Source organism: Hymenobacter nitidus, from assembly GCF_020447315.1.
Classification (GTDB): Bacteria; Bacteroidota; Bacteroidia; order Cytophagales; family Hymenobacteraceae; genus Hymenobacter; species Hymenobacter nitidus.
In genome coordinates this window covers 327,451-346,855 of sequence record NZ_JAJADQ010000007.1, presented here as the reverse complement: position 1 = coordinate 346,855, position 19,405 = coordinate 327,451, and the positions used below count along the sequence as shown (strand labels likewise).

General features: G+C 59.5%; 19 protein-coding genes and 1 tRNA gene. 4 read left to right on the top strand and 16 right to left on the bottom strand.

Features of this window, described 5'->3' with window-relative positions; all coding sequences use genetic code 11:
• Positions 1-211: 211 nt before the first annotated feature.
• The 9 genes from LGH70_RS15140 to rpmH form a co-directional block, all read right to left on the bottom strand.
• Entirely contained in the window at positions 212-1,489 is a 1,278-nt protein-coding gene (locus LGH70_RS15140; protein WP_226187196.1) for a serine hydrolase, read from the bottom strand.
• 126 nt (positions 1,490-1,615) lie between these two features.
• Complete coding sequence (locus LGH70_RS15135; RefSeq protein ID WP_226187194.1) at positions 1,616-2,833, bottom strand: hypothetical protein; 1,218 nt, start codon at positions 2,831-2,833, stop codon at positions 1,616-1,618.
• 75 nt (positions 2,834-2,908) lie between these two features.
• Positions 2,909-4,225 (bottom strand): APC family permease, encoded by a 1,317-nt coding sequence (locus tag LGH70_RS15130; RefSeq protein ID WP_226187191.1) that lies wholly within the window; start codon positions 4,223-4,225, stop codon positions 2,909-2,911.
• A gap of 145 nt (positions 4,226-4,370) precedes the next feature.
• Positions 4,371-4,880 carry a DUF2480 family protein gene (locus LGH70_RS15125; protein ID WP_226187190.1) on the bottom strand — a complete coding sequence of 170 codons (510 nt, stop codon included), beginning with the start codon at positions 4,878-4,880 and terminating at the stop codon, positions 4,371-4,373.
• Between the two features lie 21 nt (positions 4,881-4,901).
• The gene (gene tsaB / locus LGH70_RS15120; protein ID WP_226187188.1) at positions 4,902-5,591 is read right to left on the bottom strand and encodes a tRNA (adenosine(37)-N6)-threonylcarbamoyltransferase complex dimerization subunit type 1 TsaB; all 690 of its coding nucleotides are present in this window, start codon (positions 5,589-5,591) and stop codon (positions 4,902-4,904) included.
• Positions 5,592-5,603: 12 nt separating this feature from the next.
• On the bottom strand, positions 5,604-6,182 hold the full coding sequence (locus LGH70_RS15115; RefSeq protein WP_226187187.1) for a hypothetical protein: 579 nt from the start codon (positions 6,180-6,182) through the stop codon (positions 5,604-5,606).
• Positions 6,183-6,249: 67 nt separating this feature from the next.
• Positions 6,250-7,956 (bottom strand): S41 family peptidase, encoded by a 1,707-nt coding sequence (locus tag LGH70_RS15110; RefSeq protein WP_226187186.1) that lies wholly within the window; start codon positions 7,954-7,956, stop codon positions 6,250-6,252.
• A gap of 28 nt (positions 7,957-7,984) precedes the next feature.
• Positions 7,985-8,422 (bottom strand): ribonuclease P protein component, encoded by a 438-nt coding sequence (locus LGH70_RS15105; RefSeq protein WP_226187185.1) that lies wholly within the window; start codon positions 8,420-8,422, stop codon positions 7,985-7,987.
• A 19-nt stretch (positions 8,423-8,441) separates the two neighbouring features.
• The gene (gene rpmH / locus LGH70_RS15100) at positions 8,442-8,600 is read right to left on the bottom strand and encodes a 50S ribosomal protein L34 (protein ID WP_226177288.1); all 159 of its coding nucleotides are present in this window, start codon (positions 8,598-8,600) and stop codon (positions 8,442-8,444) included.
• Positions 8,601-8,841: 241 nt separating this feature from the next.
• On the opposite strand from rpmH, the gene LGH70_RS15095 reads away from it, so the two are divergent.
• The 3 genes from LGH70_RS15095 to LGH70_RS15085 all read left to right on the top strand — a co-directional run bounded on the left by LGH70_RS15095 (position 8,842) and on the right by LGH70_RS15085 (position 12,282).
• Positions 8,842-10,575: a M61 family metallopeptidase gene (locus LGH70_RS15095; protein WP_226187184.1), complete on the top strand. Its 1,734-nt coding sequence runs from the start codon at positions 8,842-8,844 to the stop codon at positions 10,573-10,575.
• A gap of 113 nt (positions 10,576-10,688) precedes the next feature.
• Positions 10,689-11,423 carry a hypothetical protein gene (locus LGH70_RS15090; protein WP_226187183.1) on the top strand — a complete coding sequence of 245 codons (735 nt, stop codon included), beginning with the start codon at positions 10,689-10,691 and terminating at the stop codon, positions 11,421-11,423.
• A gap of 40 nt (positions 11,424-11,463) precedes the next feature.
• Positions 11,464-12,282: a hypothetical protein gene (locus LGH70_RS15085; RefSeq protein WP_226187182.1), complete on the top strand. Its 819-nt coding sequence runs from the start codon at positions 11,464-11,466 to the stop codon at positions 12,280-12,282.
• A 53-nt stretch (positions 12,283-12,335) separates the two neighbouring features.
• Here the strand turns inward: LGH70_RS15085 and LGH70_RS15080 are convergent, their stop codons facing one another.
• From LGH70_RS15080 to LGH70_RS15070, 3 genes are all read right to left on the bottom strand, one after another.
• Complete coding sequence (locus tag LGH70_RS15080; protein ID WP_226187181.1) at positions 12,336-12,623, bottom strand: hypothetical protein; 288 nt, start codon at positions 12,621-12,623, stop codon at positions 12,336-12,338.
• 142 nt (positions 12,624-12,765) lie between these two features.
• Positions 12,766-13,701, bottom strand: coding sequence for a PfkB family carbohydrate kinase (locus LGH70_RS15075; protein WP_226187180.1), 936 nt, complete (start codon positions 13,699-13,701; stop codon positions 12,766-12,768).
• A 102-nt stretch (positions 13,702-13,803) separates the two neighbouring features.
• Positions 13,804-13,877 (bottom strand) — tRNA-His (locus LGH70_RS15070).
• A gap of 165 nt (positions 13,878-14,042) precedes the next feature.
• Between LGH70_RS15070 and LGH70_RS15065 the strand changes: the two genes are divergently transcribed.
• Positions 14,043-15,458: a DEAD/DEAH box helicase gene (locus LGH70_RS15065; protein WP_226187179.1), complete on the top strand. Its 1,416-nt coding sequence runs from the start codon at positions 14,043-14,045 to the stop codon at positions 15,456-15,458.
• Positions 15,459-15,541: 83 nt separating this feature from the next.
• On the opposite strand, the gene LGH70_RS15060 is transcribed toward LGH70_RS15065, so the two are convergent.
• The 4 genes from LGH70_RS15060 to LGH70_RS15045 form a co-directional block, all read right to left on the bottom strand.
• Positions 15,542-16,903: a T9SS type A sorting domain-containing protein gene (locus LGH70_RS15060; RefSeq protein WP_226187178.1), complete on the bottom strand. Its 1,362-nt coding sequence runs from the start codon at positions 16,901-16,903 to the stop codon at positions 15,542-15,544.
• 203 nt (positions 16,904-17,106) lie between these two features.
• Positions 17,107-17,514, bottom strand: a complete 408-nt coding sequence (locus LGH70_RS15055) for a hypothetical protein (protein WP_226187177.1) — start codon at positions 17,512-17,514, stop codon at positions 17,107-17,109.
• 131 nt (positions 17,515-17,645) lie between these two features.
• Positions 17,646-18,326, bottom strand: a complete 681-nt coding sequence (gene upp / locus LGH70_RS15050) for a uracil phosphoribosyltransferase (RefSeq protein WP_226187175.1) — start codon at positions 18,324-18,326, stop codon at positions 17,646-17,648.
• Positions 18,314-19,249: a GNAT family N-acetyltransferase gene (locus LGH70_RS15045; RefSeq protein WP_226187173.1), complete on the bottom strand. Its 936-nt coding sequence runs from the start codon at positions 19,247-19,249 to the stop codon at positions 18,314-18,316. The genes upp and LGH70_RS15045 overlap by 13 nt, the downstream gene beginning before the upstream one ends.
• Positions 19,250-19,405 lie beyond the last annotated feature (156 nt).

Genomic DNA, 19,405 nt, shown 5'->3' with positions numbered 1-19,405 from the left:
CGCCTCCGGGGGTACGCCCGCCTCCGTTCGAGTTGGGGGTGCAAAAGTGCAGCTTGCCCGGGAAAGATCCAAACCCACAGCCCCCTTTTTTCGTTCAAGGCCGCTGACTCCGGCGAAGTGTTTCTGCCAGCAGGCTGGAAGAGAACTTCTTAGCTGGGTGGATTGGTTCATCAGTATCCCAAAAAAAATTTGAGCGACTAAGCCCAAGCACTCACTCTACAGGCAAAGCCTTGGGGTTGAACTCTGGCAATTTAGGTCTTGACGCTTCGTATTGGTGAATTTTTCTACCTAGCTGGGCTAGAAATGGTAGACCTATTGTTGTGTACTCGTAGTTGCCGTCATTCAGAATACCGTCTTTATTCACGTATATAACCGCGCTCAGCATAAACTCGGTACGTTGTTCGAAGTCGATGATATAGGCCACATCAGCCAGATACCCGTGCGACATGCCCACTACATTATATATGTGCAGCCCTTTCTGGACAGGGGCGTCTGGATTGCGGCCATAATAGAGATACTTCTTATAGGCATCATGAAACTGGTTCGACTTGTATAAGCTGACTCCGGAGCCGTGAGGGGTTTGACGCAGGTACCGACGCAAGAACTTGTAGTCAGCGGGGAGCAGGTTCAATTGGGACCCCGCGGAGGCTTCCTGGGGAAACATGACTTCTTTTAGCATAGCCGTAATATCCTGGAGCGGTAGGTAGTTGGCGGTGGTAAAATCGTATGGCTCCCGGACAATCTTCCCTCTTGCCTGATAAGCACGGCCTTTCGTTACGCGTCCTAATGGATGTTGCAGCGGCAGCTGATTGACCGCAGCTGGCTGTTGGTAGATGGGTTCTCCTTGTGTATTGTAGAATGCAAAGGGGTTGGTGTGGCGATTAGCAGCAGTATCGCAGGGAGCGAAACGTCGGGTGATGCGGACACTGGGGTAGCCCAAGGCACACAGCCGCTCGTTGAGAGGACGCTGACCCAGGAATTCGTAGAGCCTGTTGTAAGCAGCGTTGTCGCTGACCAGCAACATTCGCTTGATGTAATTACCAACGGTATGGATATGGTTAGAATCCGGGGAGGTACTGTAGGGCACAGCGGTCTGGCAGCGGAAGGCAGTGCCAATCGACAGTGGGGTATTTCGGTTCAGGCCGGGGCGGTTCAGCTGGTTGAGCTTTTCGAGGGCCAGGATTGCGACAGGTAGCTTTACCAGACTAGCCGGGTTGAAATACTGCCGGGGATTCAGATGGAAAGTATGCTGAGTGAAATGAGGACGGTTCTGCTTGTCCCGGTTGATTTGGGTATAGATAATCTGCACTTCATACTCCTGAGCGCGCCTAATGATGGGTAGCAACTGGGCATCACTACGCAGCAGGCTGTCGAGCAAAGGGCTGTCCGGGGAAGCTTGGCTGCCCTGCGGAAGCTGCGGATACGACAACAGGGCCGCCGCGGACGATAAGAGTAGCGCCAGACTCAGGAGGACGACGGTAGTACGCATGACTAGTCTTGTTTTTGGGGCCGGCTCCGATACCTACTATATATAGAGTGGCGGCTTCACTTTTCTATAACAGAACGGGGCGCCAACCTGAGTTGTTGGCGCCCCGTCGTTGCTTTCGGTAGTGCTTCAGCTTGCTGGCGGTGTGCGCCGCTTGGCCAGCAGAAGATTGGAGTCGTTCTGGCGCCAGTTGTAGCCGGTGCCGAAGGGCAAAGGGCGGGGCTTGTGCACCGAATCGGCGTAGGCCTGGGTGAGAGCGGGCTGATACTGCTTGGCAAACAGGTTGATGGGCCGCTTGTAGGCACCGTAAAAGGTGAACTTCCAGTCGGTGGGGCGGAAATACTTCATGGCAATGCCCGAATCATCCTGCAGAACATAGTTGCTGCGCTCCAGCACCAGGTTGCGGACTTTGGAGAAGTAGCTCTTGTGCATCAGATAAGTGGCCGACTTAACGTAGGTCGTCAGGGGGCCCAGGGAGCGGACGTAGCGCAGGGCAGCTTCCTTGGTCTGGCCCAGCTTCCAGTCGCTGAGGTCGGCGGAGAAGTAGTACACGCTTTTCTCCCGGCCTTTCTGATCGGTAATCTTCATTTCCACGCCGGGCACTACTTTCGGGCCGGGCCGGTGAATAGTAGCCGTATCAGCATCGATAATCTGCCCGGCGGCATCGAGCTGCACGTAGCGAATGGCCGTTACCTGATGGTCGGTGCGGGCGGCAAAAAGCATCATCAGCGGCAAGGCGCCGTCGAGTTCCACCGACTTGAGGTCAACAGCCATGTCGTTGGTGCGAAAAAAGCTGAAGTTGAGCACCGACCACAACGAGGCTTTCAGGGCGCTGTACAGCTTCGGATTGGCCAGGGTGGCCAGGCGGGGCACCGACCCGACGGGCTCCAGCCCCACCAGCACGTAGGCTTGACTGGCCGGGAACATCGTTACAACATTCAGCAGGTCGGGGCCACTGAACGGGTAGAAAATGGTGGGGCTGGCCGCCCGAACGGAATCAAGCTCGGTAGCGGCCCACTGCTGAATCTTACTGGTGCGCGTCTGGTGGTAGTTTACCCAGCTCTTGTCGGCATCGGCGGCAAAAGCCTGCCAGGCGGCCGACGACGTTAAGGAGCGCAGCTCACTTGCGCGGCTCACGCGGCGGCCGGCCATGTAGGCAGCCACGTCCTGCAGTTTGGTGGTGTCGGGGGCGGGCGGGGGCACGGGAGCCGGGGCAACTGAATCGGCGGCAACGGGCGGCGGGGAGGCTACCGGGGCTGCTTGCTCAGCGGCGGGCTTTTTTTGTTCGGAGCATGCGGCCAGCAGTAGCATGAGGGCCGGCAATACTCGGAGACAGGATAAACGCATGTAAGACAAAAAAGGACTACGAAGAATATATGTAAAGGCAAATGTAGCCGGTTCGGGCTTATGGCGACTAGTGGCTCAGACGCGCATCAGGCGGCGCCCCAGAAAGTATACGCCGGCCCCAACGGCCAACGTTGCCAGGCCATAGAGCGACTCAGTGGGTTTGTCGCGCAGAATAAACAGCAGCGTCCAGCCACTAAGGGCCAGGAAAATCAGTGGGGTGATGGGGTAGCCCCAGGCGCGGTACGGGCGGGGCAGTTCCGGTTGGCGCAGGCGTAATACAAACAGGCCCAGCACGGTCAGAAACGTGAACAGGCTCAGGATGAAGCCGGCGTACAGCAGCACCTGCTCGAAAGTGGAGGTCAGGATAAACACCAGCGTGAGAATAGTCTGGAGCAGCAGGGCCCGCACCGGAATGCCGTTTTTGCTAACGACGGCTAGGCTGCGCAGAGCGGGCAGGTCCTCCCCCATCACCTGAATAATGCGGGGGCCGGCAAAAATCATGGAGCTGACCGTGGAAACCAGCAGCACGGCCACAACGGCGCCCATCAGTCGGCCCACTGCCGGGCCGAAAATCTGGCTGGCCGCTACGTAGCCTACCTCCAGCTGCCCGGCCAGGTTGGGAATGGGCGTGCCGTAGAGAAAGACAAAATTGAGCCCGACGTATAACAAGAGTACCACGGCCGTACCCGCCAGCAGAATGCGGGGCAGGTTGCGCTGGGGGTTGGCCACTTCCCCCGTGAGGTAGACGGCAGCATTCCAGCCGGAATAGGCGTAGGAGACATAAATGAGCGACACGGCAAACGCCGGGCTCAGCAGCTGCTGCCAGTCCTGGGAGCCCTGGGGCAGGAAGGCAATGGGCTGCGGAATGGCCAGCAGCCAGCCGGCGCCGATGAAAACTACCAGCACCACCACTTTCACGGCCGTAACGACCACCTGCAACCGGCTACCGGCCCGGCTGCTGGCGGCATGCACCGCCGTCAGGGCCAACACTACCGCCACGGATAACAGCTGGGGCGACACGGCGGGCCACACGCTGGCGGCATATTTGCCCAGCGCCATAGCGGCCAGCGCCGTGGGGGCGGCGAAGCCAACGGTAGCCGAAACCCAGCCGGAAAGAAACCCCAGCGCCGGATGATAAATCTGGGATAAGTAATGGTACTCGCCACCCGAGCGGGGCATAGCCGCCGCCAACTCACCGTAGCACAGAGCCCCGCACAGGGCAATTAGTCCGCCAACGGCCCAGAGCATGAGCAGCGCAAACCCGCTTTGGATACCCAGTACCTGAAACCCCAGACTGGTAAAAACGCCGGTCCCGACCATGTTGGCAATGACGATGGCAGTGCCGGTCAGGAAGCTGATTTTGTAGGGCGAGGCGGAAGTTTGTTCGGGCATGCAGGTCTGGTATCGGGGCTCAAAGATGCATATTCTCCGTACTGCAGCCAGCGCATAAGCACCGCAGCGAAGGTTATAAACGCGAAGAAGCTCATCGGCGGGGGCCAATGAGCTTCGTTCTTTCGGTGGAAATCCGGGCTTAAGCCTACGCCTTGGGCCGCTTATACAACGGCACCGTGCTGCAGGGCTCCCCGTACATAATGCTGGAGGTAACGGGCAGCAGCTTCTGCATAATGGCGACGTAGGCGTAGGTCGGTACCGGAATGGTGCCGCAGCCTTTTACTACCACTTTCGCGTCGCGGAAATCCTCGGCGTTGATGCTGGCAATGGCCTCGTGGAACAGCTCCTGCTCCAGGGCTTCCAGATTGCCGAACACGTAGCGGTGGGCGTGGTTCTGCAGCTTCGAGGCCAGCAGCATGTAGGCCCAGGTGGGCACAATAGCATCGGCCGAGCAGATGATGGCCACGTTCTTGCCGTCGTACTGGCTCCAGTCGTGGGTTTTGATAAACTCGCGGAAGTCCTTTTCCCGTAGCATCAGGCCGTGGAAGAGGTTTTCCTTGATGTCGTAGACCACCCGCTCGCCGGGATGAATAAATTCTTCCAGGTTGAGCGAGGTCAGGGCGCTTTGCGCAACGCGGTTAATGAGGTCTTCCATATCCTGTATGAGTAGCGCGGGCTACTTGGCTTTCGGCGTTGTGGTGTGTACTTCCTTCAGATAAAACGGCTCGTAATAGGCCACGTCCCGGAACTCCTGCCGCTCGAAAGCCAGCTGGGCTAAAGCGCCAACTGCAATTGCGGAGGGCTCGATGCCCGCCAGAAAGCCGGCGTTCGGCGTCTGGAGCAGGGGCGCAAATTTGGCCGCGCCGTTTCCGAAGAATAACAAGCGGTGGTGGGCTAATTGTTCGGCCAGCGTATCAGAATCGAGAATGAGCGGTGCAGGGGCCAGCACTTCCCGGCCCTCACGGGTGTAGAGGGCGCTGTATACTTCCATCCGCCGGGCATCGAGCATGGGGCAAAACAACATTTCCTCGGCCCGGGCGGTATAGGCCGCTACCTGGTGGGCCAAGGCCTGCAGGGTACTCACGGCTATCAGCGGAATATCCAGCGCAAAGCACAGCCCCTTGGCCGCAGCTCCCCCAATGCGCAGCCCGGTATAAGAGCCCGGCCCATCGGAAACAGCCACAGCGGCCAGATCTTTCAGCGTAGCGCCGGTGTTGTCCAGCAGCTGCTGAATCAGCAGGCCCAGGTGGGAGGAGTGCGACTTTTCCAGCCGCAACTCCGACTGGCCCAGCAGCTGCCCATCGCGGTGCAGGGCTACAGAACAGACGGGCGACGAGGTTTCCAGGGAAAGAATGAGCGTGGACATGGGGCAAAGATACTACTCGGTTTCCGCTGTCATTCCAAGTGGGATATCGGTACCCAGATTTTGAATTGCCCGCTGGCTCCACTGCTGCTCTTCCCACAGCTTGTTTAGGCGGGGCTGAATAAGCCACACCCCAATGGGCCAGAAGAAATACAGCAGAAATGCCTTCAAGCCTTGGCTGGCGTCGGTCCGCTCGCCGGTTTCGGTAGCCTTGAGCATGGAGCCCGGAAACCAGTGGACGTGCAGGTAAGCAAAGACAATGTAGAGGAAAGCCAAGCTGCCCATGCCGGAAACCTGCCACTTCGTACCGGAGATGTAGAAGTCCGGGTCTTCCGATATTGAGCTATAGCTCCAGGCCGTTAGCACCACGAAAACGTTGATCAAAAACCAGGTCACGCTGTACCCCTCCAGGTTAGCCCGCAGCTGATTCAGGGCATTAACCTGGAGCACCACCCAAGCCATCAGGACAAAGACGCTGACCAGGTCCAGAATTCTGTCCGTAAACGGGCTAGTGGTATACCAGGAGGCCACATGCGGAGCCAGCAACAGCAAAAATACCTGCCAGTGCTTGGCACGAAGAATTACATCGTTCATATCAGACCTACAAAAGAAAAGCAGCCCCAAGATGAGGCTGCTTTCGTGTTTATCAAACTATTGCTTCTTATTTACCACCCGCCGTCTTGCGGTTGGCTTCGGGCCGGGTCTTGGCCTCCGGCGTGCCGGGCTTCAGCAGAGCCGCGTAGCGCGGGGCATCGTTGATAACCTGCAAAGCCGTGAGAATATTCGGATCATCATCGAAGCTGGCTTCGATGCCGCCCTTCTGGAAGTAGTAGCGCGACACGATTTCCTGCTCCAGCAGTTCCCGGATTTCGGGCTTGAAGCGGGTCAAATCGTTGCTCTTGTTGGTCGACACCTTCTTGCGGATGGCTTCCAACTCCGCCTTCACGTCGTCGTAGTGCTTTTCTTCCTTGGCTTTTTTAGCTACCTCCGTCAGGCTTTTCTCCATATCGGTGCTGTAGTTAATGTCTTTGCCGGACAAGAACTGCACAAACTTCTGGTAGTCGGCGTCAGACAGCTGAAACTCGCGGGCCGAGGCAATAGTCTGGTGCTCGGCGCGGTAGCGGGTGGCAAAGTCGAACACGTAGTTCTTCTGAATGAGCACCCGGGTGATGTCGGCAATTTCCTTTTCCTGCACCTCCACGTCGGGTGCCACACCGCCGCCGTCGTACACGATGCGGCCACTCTGGGTTTTAAACGCCGTGCGCAGGGAGTCCGGAAATTTACCCAGCGTGCCATCGTCGGCACGGTGCGCATAGTCGATTTCCTGGATGCAGCGGCCACTGGGAATATAGTATTTGGCCGTCGTCACCTTCAGCTGCGAGTTGTAGCTCAGCGGCCGGGTGGCCTGCACCAGGCCCTTGCCGAAGGTCCGCTCGCCCACTACCACGGCCCGGTCGTAGTCCTGCAGCACGCCCGACACGATTTCGGAGGCCGAAGCCGAGCGGCTGCTGGTGATGATAACGACCGGAATCTGGGTGTCGAGCGGGGCGTCGAGGGCCTTGTAGGTTTTGTTCCAGTCGGCCACTTTGCCCTTAGTGCTCACCACGTCCACGCCTTTATCCACGAAGACGTTGGAGATGTTCACGGCCTCGTTGAGCAGGCCGCCGGGGTTGTCGCGAATATCAAACACGATTTTCTTAGCCCCCATTTCCTTGAGCTTGGTGACGGCCAGGCGCACTTCCTTGCCGGCATCGACGGTGAAGCTCCCCAATTGGAAATAACCCACTTCCGGGGACAGCATGCCATAGTAGGGCACGTTGTCGACTTGGATTTTGTCGCGGGTAATGTTGACCTCAATCGGCTTTTCCTGGCCGTAGCGCGTCACTTCGAGCTTTACCAGGGAATTGGCCTGGCCTTTCAGCAGCTTGCTGATATCAGAGTTATTCTTCTTCTCAACGTTGACGCCGTTGATGGTCAGAATCTCGTCGCCGGGCAGCAAACCCGCTTTCTGGGCCGGATAGCCTTCGTAGGCGCTCTGCACGATGGTCTTGCCGCTGCGCTTCACCACGACGGCCCCAATGCCGCCGTATTGCCCGGTCGTCAGGGTGCGGAAATCCTCAATGTCGTCCTCCGGAATATAGTTGGTATACGGGTCCAGGGACTTGAGCATGGCGTCGATACCGGTCTTGACCAGCTTGGCCGGCGTCACCTCGTCTACGTAAAACGTGTTTACCTCCTTAAACAGAGTGGCAAAAATGTCGAGGTTCTTGGCAATTTCGAAGTACCGCTCGTTGTCCGAGGCGGTCCGAAACGATGCGAGCAGCGCGGCGCCTCCGAAGAGCAAGCCAGCAACGGTAGTTTTGCGCATATAAATGACTAGAAGCGAGAAAAGTAGCTTAGGAGACTGACTCCGCCGCGGGCGCGGGGGTTGCATCAGCTAACAAACGCTCTAGCCCTGAAATTAATTTTTTTTCTACCAGCGCGAAAGGCTTTTTTTCCTTGCCGGTATAGATAAACGCAATAGTGCCAACGGGGTGCCCGCCGGGTGCTTCTGTCAGCCGGTACTTGTTGAGCCGGTAAGCCTCGCGCATCAGGCGCTTGAGGTAGTTGCGGTCGACGGCGCGCTTGAAGCTGCGCTTGGACACACTGACCAGGACCTGCGGCGGGGCCGAGGTCGGCGCCGGGGCACGCAGCCACACGAGGCGCAGGGGGTATAAACCAAAAGAAGAACCCCGGCCGAAAAGCTCTTCAATGAGCTTTTTACGACACAAGTGTTCTTCTTTCGGAAACGAATACGAACGCGCCCCCGGCGTCTGAGCCGAGGCAGGCGACACGGCAGGAGCCGCCAGCGGGTTAGCGCTTATGTTTTCCTTCGTCGGATACGGTCAGGCGCTTGCGGCCTTTGGCACGACGACGGGCCAGCACGCTGCGGCCGTTAGCGGATTCCATGCGCGTGCGGAAACCGTGCTTGTTGCGGCGCTTGCGCTGCGAGGGCTGAAAAGTACGTTTCATGATATTGTAAGAGACTCAGTGACAGGTAAGGCCGGCAAAGGTACGATCTTGATTTGGAAAAGGCAATGCTTGCGGCTGCTTTTTCCAGTTGATCGATAAAAATACCGACGCCGAAAGGGCAAAGATACGCATCTACCCGCTGGGGTTTCTCCCGTAAAACAGATATTCTTCCGCCTGTCGGTTCCCGCCCGATACCCCGTAGCTTTGTACCCGATTCCGGCCTCTCCCCGCCCCGCCTTCTATGATGCACTACTACATTTCATTTGCCAATCCGCTTACTTTTTACCTGCAGATCCAAATGACCTTCGAGGTGGCCGCCGCGGCTACTGAGGCCCTGGAGCTGCAGTTGCCGGCGTGGCGGCCGGGCCGCTATGAGCTGCAGAACTTCGCCCAGAAAGTACAGGGTGTGGTAGTGGAAGACGCCGCAACGAATGAGCCGCTCGCCTACCGTAAGCTCACCAAAGACCGGTGGCAGGTGACGGGCGCCGCGGGCCGCGCCGTGCGGGTGCGCTACAACTATTACGCTCACCAGATGGACGCGGGCGGCTCCTGGGTGGATGAGTCGCAGCTCTACGTCAACGGGGTGCAGTGCCTGATGTACGTGGAGGGCCGGCAGGCCGAAACGTGCCAGCTGCAGCTGGCCCTGCCCGAAGGTTGGCAGATAGCCTGTGGGCTGCCCCAAAGTGCCCCCAACACGCTACAGGCCCGCAACTTCGACGAGCTGGTGGATGCACCCCTGATTGCCAGCCCCGCACTGGTGCAGCAAACCTACGTGGCCCAGGGTATACCCTTCTCGATTTGGGTGCAAGGCGAATGCGCCCCCGACTGGCCCCGCCTGCTGCGCGACTTTGCCGCCTTCAGTGAGGAGCAACTAACCTTGTTCGGCGGTTTTCCGGTGCAGGACTATCATTTCCTGAACCAGATCCTGCCCTATAAGCACTACCACGGCGTGGAACACCTGAACTCCACGGTGATTGTGCTGGGTCCGGCCGAGCTGCTGATGACCGAAGGCCTGTATAAGGAGCTGCTGGGCGTGAGCTGCCACGAGCTGTTTCACACTTGGAACATCAAGAGCATCCGGCCGGCCGAAATGCAGCCCTACGATTTCACCCGGGAAAATTACTTCCGCACCTGCTTTATTGCCGAGGGCATCACGACTTACTACGGCGAATACCTGCTGGCTCGCGCCGACGTGCGCACCGCCGAGCAGTACTTTGCCGAGCTGAACACGGTGCTGCGCAAGCATTACGACGACTACGGCCGCTATAACCTGTCGTTGGCCGACGCCTCCATGGATCTGTGGCTGGATGGCTACAAGCCCGGTGTGCCCGACCGCAAAGTGTCGGTGTACCACAAGGGGGCCCTGGTGGCCTTGTTGCTCGACCTGACGCTACGCCGCCTGAGCAACCACCAGCGCAGCCTCGACGACGTGATGCGCCGCCTGTACGAGGAATTCGGGCTGACCGGCATCGGCTACACCGAGGAAGATTACATCCGACTCGTCACGGAAGTGGCCGGGCGCGACATGAAGACCTACTTCGACAAGTTTATCTACGGTACCGCCCCGTTGGAGGAGCCCCTCGACAAAGCTATGAGCTTTGTGGGCTGCACGCTGCGCACTGAGCCGAACGTATCGGTGGCCGAGGGCGTGTTTGGCTTCCGGGCCGTGGTCAAGAACGAGCGCACGGAAATAACCGACATCCTGCCCGGCTCCCCGGCCGCGGCAGCCCTGACCGTGGACGACGAAATCGTGGCCGTAAACGGGCGGCGCGTCGATATGAACCTGCAAAGTTTACTGGCCGACAATGCAACCAGCTACGAAATCAGCGTGTTCCGCCAAAACCGGCTGCTGACCGTGACGCTGACCGGCAGCCCGGAGCAGCAGTTCTGGCAGAAGTACACCGTGGAGAAGCTGCCCGAGGCAACTCCCGAGCAGCAAGCCAGCTTCCGCCAGTGGCTCAAGCAGGATTTTTAAAGCGGCGCGTTTTTACAGTCAAGTCCATGTTCCGGCTTCGTGCCCTGCTTCTTTTACTTTCTCCCCCGCTGTTACTGCTGGGGAGCTGTTCTTTCCGTGGCCCGGCCGAACGGATGCAGCCCAGCGTGCCGACTTCGGCCCCGGTAGCCCCGCTGCCCCGCCCCGTACCGCCGCGCATCTACCGCCTGGGTCACCTCGACACCCTGGTGCAGCTGCCCGGCCGGGTGCTGAGCATTCATCAGGGTTCCCGCAACGTGTACGAGCGGCTGCCCTACAAAACATGGCTGCCCCCCGAGCCCCAGACCGAAGCCGAGGCCGAGGAAATTGACCTGGCGGCGGAAGAGCGCCAGCGCCTGCGCACGGCTGGCCCCATGGTAAAACGGGTGGGCAACACGCTGATTCTGCGCCCTACCGCCACCAAACAGCCCCTGCGCCTGACCAATAACCCCGACGAAGACTACGAGAAGAACATAGCGTACGAATACGTGGGCAGCCTGCCCGAAATCAAGCAGTGGCTGCTTTCGGTGCACCTCTACGAAGGCGGCTACTTCCTGCTGGTAGATCAGCGCACCGGGCGGCGTACCCGCGTGTGGAGCCCCCCGGCCGTAGCCCCTGACGGCCGCCATTTCGTGTGCGGCAACTCCGACGTGCTGGCTCGCTACGAACCCAGTGGCCTGCAGGTGTGGAGCGTGGACGGCCCGAAGCTGGAGAAAATCTGGGAGCGACAAACGGAATGGGGCGTCACGGGTCCGCGCTGGCTCGACAACAAAACTATCCTGTTTGAGCAGGACTTCTTCGACAACGGCGACGTGGATACCCGGGTGGTACGCATGAAAGTGGTGCCTTAGGGAGGGTTCGGCTTCGACTGCCAAATTCCTATACTTGCGCATGAAAACTTCTTTTGCTGCCGTCTATGCCGGGCTAGGACTAGCGCTGCTGGCCAGCTGTGGCCACGACCAGCCTGCCGTTACTGAAACCACCCCGACAGCACCCGAAACACCTGCAGCGGGTCCGGCTACCGTAGCTGCTCCGGTCCCGGTGCTGACTTCAGCCGACGTAGTAACCGCCACCGACCACGACACGCTGCGCACTTCGGACGGCCAAACAGTATCAGTACAGCGAACTACCCTAGCCGTTTGGCAAAAAGCGCAGCCCGACCCGCTGCCCGCCCTGCCCGACTCGGTAGACTCTCCAACAATAGCGCAAACCGGCGGCCGGGTGCAACGCCTGGGTCAGGCTCTGACGTTCAAAGCCGCCAACGGCCGCACCGTGACACTGCAGAACGACACGACCGATGGCGAGGATGCTGTGGTTTATATGTACTGGGGAAGCCTGCCCAAGGCCCACCAGTGGGTGGCCAATGCGTGGCTGTATGAGGGCCGGGCCGTCGTGCTGATTGACCAGCGGACCGGGCAGCGGACTAACATTTGGGGGCATCCCAGCACCTCGCCCGACGGCCAGTACATCCTGGCCAGCAGCTCTGATCTGGTGGCCACCTTCGACCCCAACGGCTTCCAGTTACTCCAAATCCGCCCCGGCGGGCCGCAACTGGTCTGGCAACGGGAGCTGGCTAACTGGGGCCCGGCGGCGGTCCGCTGGCGCGCTGATGGCAGCGCCGTAGTGAAGCAGGAATTCGGGCCGACAGAAAGCGGGGCGGACTTGCCCCCGCGCTACGTTTCGCTACGACTGCCCCCGGCCCGGCCATAAAAAAAGCCCCGATTGCGCACGCAACCGGGGCTTTTTCAACTAAAGGTCTAGCCTTACTTGGCGTCGAACTGGGTCGGGTTAGGGTTGCTACGGGGCTTGTTGGCCTGCGAAGTGCGCTGCTCCTCGTTGTTGCCGCTGCCGGGCGTGTTGTTTTTGGTGGGGTTACCGGCCTCGTTCAGCCCGTTCTGGTTCACGTTCTGCATGTGGGTGCCGCCGCTGTTGGATTTGGCCTGGCCTTTAAAATCCATCGACTCCTGGCTCTGGGGGTCCTGAGCGGGCGTATCAGCTGACTTTTTCGACTTTTCCGAATTGGTGGGGGCTTTATCTTGATGCTTGCTCATGGCAGTGGGGGCTTAGGTGAGAAGATTCTTCCTATTGTACCCTCCCGGCGCGCAATTGGTTGTGCTACACGGGGCGTAAAAAAGCCTGCCAACCCTTTTACCGGCTGGCAGGCTTTCGTACAAAATGCTATTCGGAGGCAGCCTAGGCGGGCTGCGCCGAAGTAGCCGGAATAACCTCTACCAGGTCAGCAAACTGCTTTTCGCGGGCTTCCAGCTGCTCTTTGGTCAGGTTCAGCAGCCGCTCGGTGCCGAATTTCTCCACGCAGAACGAAGCCATGGCCGACCCGTGAATCACGGCGCGCTTCATGTTGTCGAAGCTGATGTCGTCGGTGGCGGCCAGGTAGCCGATGAAGCCGCCCGCAAACGTGTCGCCGGCGCCGGTCGGGTCGAATACTTCCTCCAGCGGCAGGGCCGGGGCGAAGAAGATCTTGTTTTTGTGGAACAGCAAGGCGCCGTGCTCCCCCTTCTTGATGATGAGGAACTTCGGCCCGAAGCCCATGATTTTCTTGGCGGCCTTCACCAGCGAGTACTCGCCCGAAAGCTGGCGGGCTTCCTCGTCGTTGATGCTGAGCACGTCCACCATCTCGATGGTCGCCATCAGGTCTTCCAGAGCCACGTCCATCCAGAAGTTCATCGTGTCCATCACAATCAGCTTGGGCCGGTTTACGAGGCGCTGAATCACGAGGCGCTGCACGGCGGGAGCCAGGTTGCCCAGCATCAGGTACTTGCAATCCTGGTAGGAATCCGGAATAATCGGGTCGAAATCGGCCAGCACGTTCAGCTCGGTGGTCAGCGTTTCGCGCGAGTTCAGGTCGGTGGAATACTTGCCCGACCAGAAGAAGGACTTCTCCCCTTCCTTGATCTGCAGTCCTTCCGTGTCAACGCCGTGCTCCTGCAGCAGCAGAATATCGGCTTGCGGGAAATCGTCGCCGACAACGGCAACCAGCTTCACGGGCTTCAGCGAATAGGAAGCCGACAGGCTGATGTAGGTGGCCGCGCCACCAATGATTTTGTCGGTTTTGCCAAAGGGCGTTTCCAGCGCGTCGAACGCTACGGAACCGATTACGACCAGACTCATAGTCAGAGGAATAAGTGGGTTTCAGCGGAATGCCGCCGGGGGTACAACGGTACAAATAACAAAAAAAGTCCCCGGAAATTTCTCTCCGGGGACTTCCGTGTGGGTAAATAATGGGGCTCGAACCCACGACCTTCGGAATCACAATCCGACGCTCTAACCAGCTGAGCTATATCTACCAGGTTGGTATTGCAGTCACAAAAGTAAAGGTTGAGAATCGATTTGCAAATAATTAGCGGCGTTTTTTTGTGTTGCCTTGCCTGCCAGCTAGTTATATAATGAGCCTCAAGCCGTTTGCTGGCTATATTCCCCGTACCTTTGCGCTCCCATTAGGAATTTTTGCCATGTCTGATACGCCGCAGCCGCTCACTTTTGCCGATTTCAAGCTCAATAAACAGCTCCTCAACGCCGTGGCGGAAGCTGGCTTCGAGCAGCCCACCCCCGTGCAGGAGCAGACGATTCCGCTGCTGCTGGCCGGCCACGACGTCCTCGGCATCGCCCAGACCGGCACCGGCAAAACGGCCGCCTTTGGCCTGCCTCTGCTCATGAAGGTGAAGTACGCGCAGGGCACGCACCCGCGCGGCCTGATTCTGGCCCCAACCCGGGAGCTGGCCATGCAGATTGAGAATCACCTCAAGAAGATGGCCGTGTATACCGATCTGCGCATTCTGGCCATCTACGGCGGCCTGGGTCCTAAAACCCAGATCGACACGCTGGCCCAGGGCGTCGACATCCTGATTGCTACGCCTGGCCGCCTGATGGAGCTGTATCTGAAAGGCGCCCTGGTGCTGAAGGAGCTCAAAACGCTGGTGCTGGACGAGGCCGACAAGATGATGGATATGGGCTTTATGCCCCAGATCCGGGCCATTCTGGAGATTATTCCGCGCAAACGCCAGAACGCGCTGTTCTCGGCAACCATGCCCGAGCGCGTGGTGCGGTTGAGCGAGGAATTCCTGGAGTTTCCGATGCGCATCGAGGTGACGCCGGCCGCTACTTCGGCACAGAACGTGTCGCAGACCATCTACCGGGTACCCAACCTGCTGACCAAGATCAACTTGCTGGGCTACCTGCTCAAGGATGCCGAAACCTTCAACCGGGTGATGATTTTTTGCCGCACCAAGGAGCACGCCGACAACGTAGCCCACTTCCTGGGCCGCAAAGTGGCCGGCGAGGTGCGGGCCATTCACGGCAACAAGGGCCAGAACGTGCGCATCAACTCCATGGAAGCCTTCCGCAACGGCGAGCTGCGCTTCCTAGTGGCTACCGACGTAGCAGCTCGCGGCATCGACGTGCCCCAGGTAAGCCACGTTATCAACTTCGACGTGCCGCTGGTGTACGACGACTACGTACACCGCATCGGGCGCACGGGCCGGGCCCAGCACACCGGGGCGGCCATTACCTTCGCCAACGAAGCCGAAATGCACCATATCGGCCGCATTGAGGAGCTCATCAACCAGCCCATTCCGGAGCTGCCCCTGCCGCCCGACGTGAAGGTGATGGATACCATGTTTGACGAGAAGCAAAGCATGGCCCGTGAAATTGACGAGCGGCGCAAAAAGCTGGACCCCGAGTTCCAGGGCGCTTTCCACGAAAAGGTGACCCCGTTGCAGAAAGGCATCGACAAGCGCACAGGCCTGCCCTACGTGGAAGGCCCCAACCGCAGCCAGAAAGGCAAGAAGAAGCGGGCCTCGCCGGGCAAAAGCCAGTCGCCGGCTGCCAAGGGTGCCGCCAAGCTGCGCAACGCCCGCCGCAGCAAGTAGCATTCGGCTTGTTTCAGCCAATAAAAAAGGCCCCGACCATTGCTGGTCGGGGCCTTTTTACGGCCCTAGCATGCCGGGAAGAGCTAGTTGCGCACAACGCGCTTGACAACGGTACCGTCGCCGGTCTGCAGGCGCACGGTGTAGATGCCCGACTGCAGCGTGCTCAGGTCGAGCTGGGTGCTGAGCTTACCACCTTGGGGCCGGGCCGTGAATGACTGCACCAACTGGCCCAGGGCATTGCGCACTTCGCCGCTGGCAGCTTCGGTCTTGGCCAGGCCGGCTACTTCCAGCGTAACCATGCTGCTGGCCGGGTTGGGGTACAACTCACTCTGAGCTTCCAGCGCCGCGTTGCGGGCCGAAGCCAGCGTGATGTTCTGGAAGTTGGAGTAGTTGGAGCGGGAGTTGTTTCGCCACTGCCGGCTGGCGTTGTCGAAGTCTTGATCTACTTTCCGCAGCACTACGTTGCTGGCGTTGTAGAACAGCTGGCTGCGGAAGCCGTACGAAAGTCTCCAGGCGTTGTTGGTCCACTCCTCTTCGGTGTAGCCCAGGTAGTTGCCGAAGTTGTCGTAGTTGTCGGCAAACCGGTAGTCAGGTACCCAGGCCGAGCCCGTGTAGGCTTCCACGGTGGTCGTGCGGCTACCGTTGCTGGCGTAGCTCAGGGTGGAGCGCTCCTCGTCCACGAAGGTGGTACCAATGAGCTCCTGCTCCTTATAAGAGGCTGGTTTCAACGCTGCCCAGTCGTACCAGACGATATCCATGATCCGCCCCTCCGTTACCCAGGCCCCATTCTCCCAGGACTGAAGCAGGACGGCGCTCCACTGCCCATTCACGAGGGTGTATACCTCCCGATCTTCGTTGACGAACACGCCGTCTTCCCAGTCTTTGCTGATGGATTCCGTTATAACTCCGGCCGCGTTGTAGGTGTACACATTCTGGGAGCCCCCGTCGGTTCCCCAGGCGGTGCCGTTCCACATCTGGCTCAGGTATTCCGTTTCATTGCCCCGAGCATCATAGGTCATCAACGACCGGTACTGATTAACCCAGGCGTTGTTGTTCCAGGTCTGGTAGGTGTAGGACGTCTGGTTGCCGCGGGCATCGTAGGTGTAGAGGTAGCGGGTGTCCAGCGCCGAGGTAGCCGAATCCCGGTACACCTCCTGCGTAACGCGGGCGCCGGAATCGTAGGTGTTTTCCTGCTTTCTATAGACAACCCACCGGCTGGTGTTGGTGTCCCAGAAATAGTTGACGCTCTGGCCGGGGCGCACCACGGTTGCCTTGATGCCGCGCATGGCATCCGTCAGCTGGCCTTTGTGCTTGTGCTGGGGCTTGTCGAAGCGGGAAGCAGATTTGCTTTGTTTTTCCGGAGCCACCTGGGCCTGCACGTCGGCAGCTGCCAGCGTCAGCAGACCAAGAATACCTAGAAAGATCTTTTGAGGAGAAGTGGGCATAAGGCAAAATGCGTTAGAAGGATAGGAGGAAAGTAGTAAGGCAATCTGCTGTCAGCAATTGAACATCAGACCTATACCACTGACAAAGCTACCCACGGGCCCGAGCCACCACAATACCTACAAGTGGGTATTTTACCGCCTTCGCCCAAACAAAAAGCCCCTGCCGCGGCTGCAACAAGGGCTTTTCTAAGGCAAAATCGGCCTTAATGATGAAAGAACGGCAGATCACTGAACTTGACGACAAAAAGCGTCATGACGGAGCCCCAGAACAGCGCGCTCCAGAGCATGTGCAGCACAATGCGCAGGCGCGGCACGTGCAACTGGGTGGCAATGACGGTGCCGCCGATGGGACTGAACAGCACCGGCGTCAGGAACGCAATGCCGGGCATCCCAAAACGGCGGAAGATGCCCACGATGCGGCGGCTGCGCTTGGTGAACAGCGGCTTGCCCTTGTCTTCGCGGCGCTGCCGCTGGTGCAGGGCCCACATGCGCCCCACCCCCGACACGACGATGACCGTGGTCATCATGCCCGCCACCGTCAGGGCCAGGGTCTGGAAAAAGGGAATACCCAGAGACACCCCCGCCAGCGGGCCGCCGAAGAACTTGACCATGCTCAGCAGGAAAACGGAAGCGTATTTGGCAAGATGGGGCAACACGGCGTTTTCGGGGCTAATGAAAAGGTACTGGCGTAAAGATAACACGTAAGCGCCAGCCCGTTTAGTTCCGCAGGATCACCAGTAGGTTATAGCTTGCTGCCGTACGACAGGTCGCCGGCGTCGCCCAGGCCGGGCACGATGTAGGCCTGCTCGTTGAGATGGTCGTCGACGGCGGCCACCCAGAGCGTGGCTTCGGGAATCTCGCGCGTCACGTATTCTACGCCCTCGGGCGAGGCAATAACGGCGGCAATGTGCACCTGCCGGGGCTGGCCGAAGCGCAGCATAGCCCGGTAGGTCTGCACCAGCGACTTGCCGCTGGCCAGCATCGGGTCGGCCAGAATCAGCACCCGCTCGTCCAGGTTGGGCGCCGAGAGATAATCGACCTGCACCCGCACCTGGGAAGTACCCTCGATGCGGTAGGCGGCGGCAAAAGCGCTGGGCGACTGGTCGAAGTAGTTCAGGAAACCCTGGTGAAAGGGCAGGCCGGCGCGCAGCACGGTAGCCAGCACCGGAAAGTCGCGCAGCTGCTTGCTGCTGGAGTCGGCCAGGGGCGTTTTCACCACTCTATCGGTGTAGCTGAGCTGGGAGCTGATACGGTAGGCCATAATTTCGCCCAGGCGCTGCAGGTTGCGGCGGAAACGCAGACTGTCGCGCTGCACGTCCACGTCGCGCAGCTCGGCCAGAAAGTGGTTGGCAATCGAGGGCTCGGCGCACACGATATGGACGCGGTCGGATGAACTTGCGGAGGCGGACTTTAGCGTTTCCATGACAGGTACCAGGGCTGACGGGTTTGGGAGAGGGCCGCGTACGGGACGGGCTGCGCCCCGAAGTTGGCAAAAAAACGGGCAATGGACGGAATCATGCCGCCTTCGAAGTCGAGCACGAGGCCGGGTGTGGCGGCATACTCCTGAATCAGGTAGTCGAGCAGCAGCAGCGGAGCCCCGGCTTTTTTGCCGGCCGGCGTGGCGGCGGCAAACAGGTAAATAATGACCCGCGGCGTTACAATAAACAAGGCTCCGGCCAGCAATTCGCCGGTGGCAGGCTCGCGCACTTCCAGAATCCGGACCTGATTCAGGCGCTGCAGATTCGCGATAAGCTGGGCCAACTGCCGGTAATGCCGCGGTTTCAGGCCTGCTACTTCGCTGCCTTTATGCGTTTGAAACAGCGTGAGCAGTTCGTGGGCTGAGTGCGTCTCGCTGACCTGCAACGGCTGTTCCTGCTGCTGGTTGATGCGCAGGCGGCGACGGTAGTCGGCCGTGTAGCCTTTCTGCAGAGCCTCGTAGCTGCCAGCCAACGACAGGCAGTAGGTTTGGCGCGAAGCCACACGGAGGTCCGAAATGTGGTTAGCCGTGTTCAGCTGGGTGTAGAAGCGGCCGAAATGACCGACGGCCAGCGCCAGGTACTCTTCTACGGCGCGGTGCCGGCTGGCGGCGGTGGTCAGCAGGCCCAGCTGCTGGGTGAAAGCGGGCTGATACACTTCCCGGCCCCAGGGCCGCCATTTTGTGGGTAGCGCCAGCACCGATACATACCGGCCCGATGCATCCTCCCGCTCTACCACGGCATCCCAACGGCCGGCGGTGGCTTGCAGCCACGCTGCCTGGGCGTAGGGCACGGCCTGCTCGGCGGCGGCCACGCAAGCGTCCCAGGCGGCGAGGTCGAGAGCAGAAAAGGGCAGGTAGTGCAGCGGCAAGGCAGGCGGAGCGAGCAGGAGACGGAAGCGTAAAAGTAGGGTAATCGGTACGGGTTTTCTGCTTTCTGTCGTTGCGTACGTACTAAGGCTGCCGGGCGCGAATACGGAGCGGGCGGCGTTAGTTTTCGGTCCGGACCCAACTCCCACCGTCGAACT